This is a genomic window from Herbaspirillum sp. GW821-FHT09A12 (assembly GCF_059418325.1).
Window position 1 is genome coordinate 1 of sequence record NZ_JBWKPR010000033.1, and the last position, 756, is coordinate 756.

The 756-nt window shown below is 61.2% G+C and carries 1 protein-coding gene; it reads right to left on the minus strand.

Annotated features, from left to right (window positions below; genetic code table 11):
- Positions 1–756 (minus strand): elongation factor Tu (locus AC07N6_RS24260; protein WP_494783863.1); only part of this gene is annotated, 756 nt, incomplete at its 5' end.

The window sequence follows — 756 nt, forward strand, 5'->3', positions numbered from 1 at the left end:
TTAGTCGATGATCTTGGCGACGACGCCGGCGCCGACGGTACGACCGCCTTCACGGATAGCGAAACGCAGACCTTCTTCCATTGCGATCGGGTTGATCAGTTGCACGGTGATCGACACGTTGTCGCCCGGCATGACCATTTCCTTGTCCTTCGGCAGCTCGATCGCGCCAGTCACGTCCGTGGTACGGAAGTAGAACTGCGGGCGATAGTTGTTGAAGAACGGGGTGTGACGGCCGCCTTCGTCCTTCGACAGGACATAGATCTCACCGGTGAAGTGCTTGTGCGGCTTGATCGAACCCGGCTTGGCCAACACTTGGCCACGCTCCACGTCTTCACGCTTGGTGCCGCGCAGCAGCACGCCGACGTTGTCGCCAGCTTGACCTTGATCCAGCAGCTTGCGGAACATTTCCACGCCGGTGCAGGTGGTCTTCTGGGTGTCGCGGATACCGACGATTTCGATTTCTTCGCCGACCTTCACCACGCCACGCTCAACACGACCGGTCACCACGGTGCCGCGACCCGAGATCGAGAACACGTCTTCCACCGGCATCAGGAAGGTACCGTCAACGGCACGTTCCGGGGTCGGGATGTAGGTGTCCAGCGCTTCGGCCAGGGCCAGGATCGCTTGCTCGCCCAGGGGACCGGTGTCGCCTTCCAGCGCCAGCTTGGCCGAACCCTTCACGATGGGCAGGTCGTCGCCTGGGAATTCGTACTTCGACAGCAGCTCGCGCACTTCCATTTCGACCAGTTCCAGCAG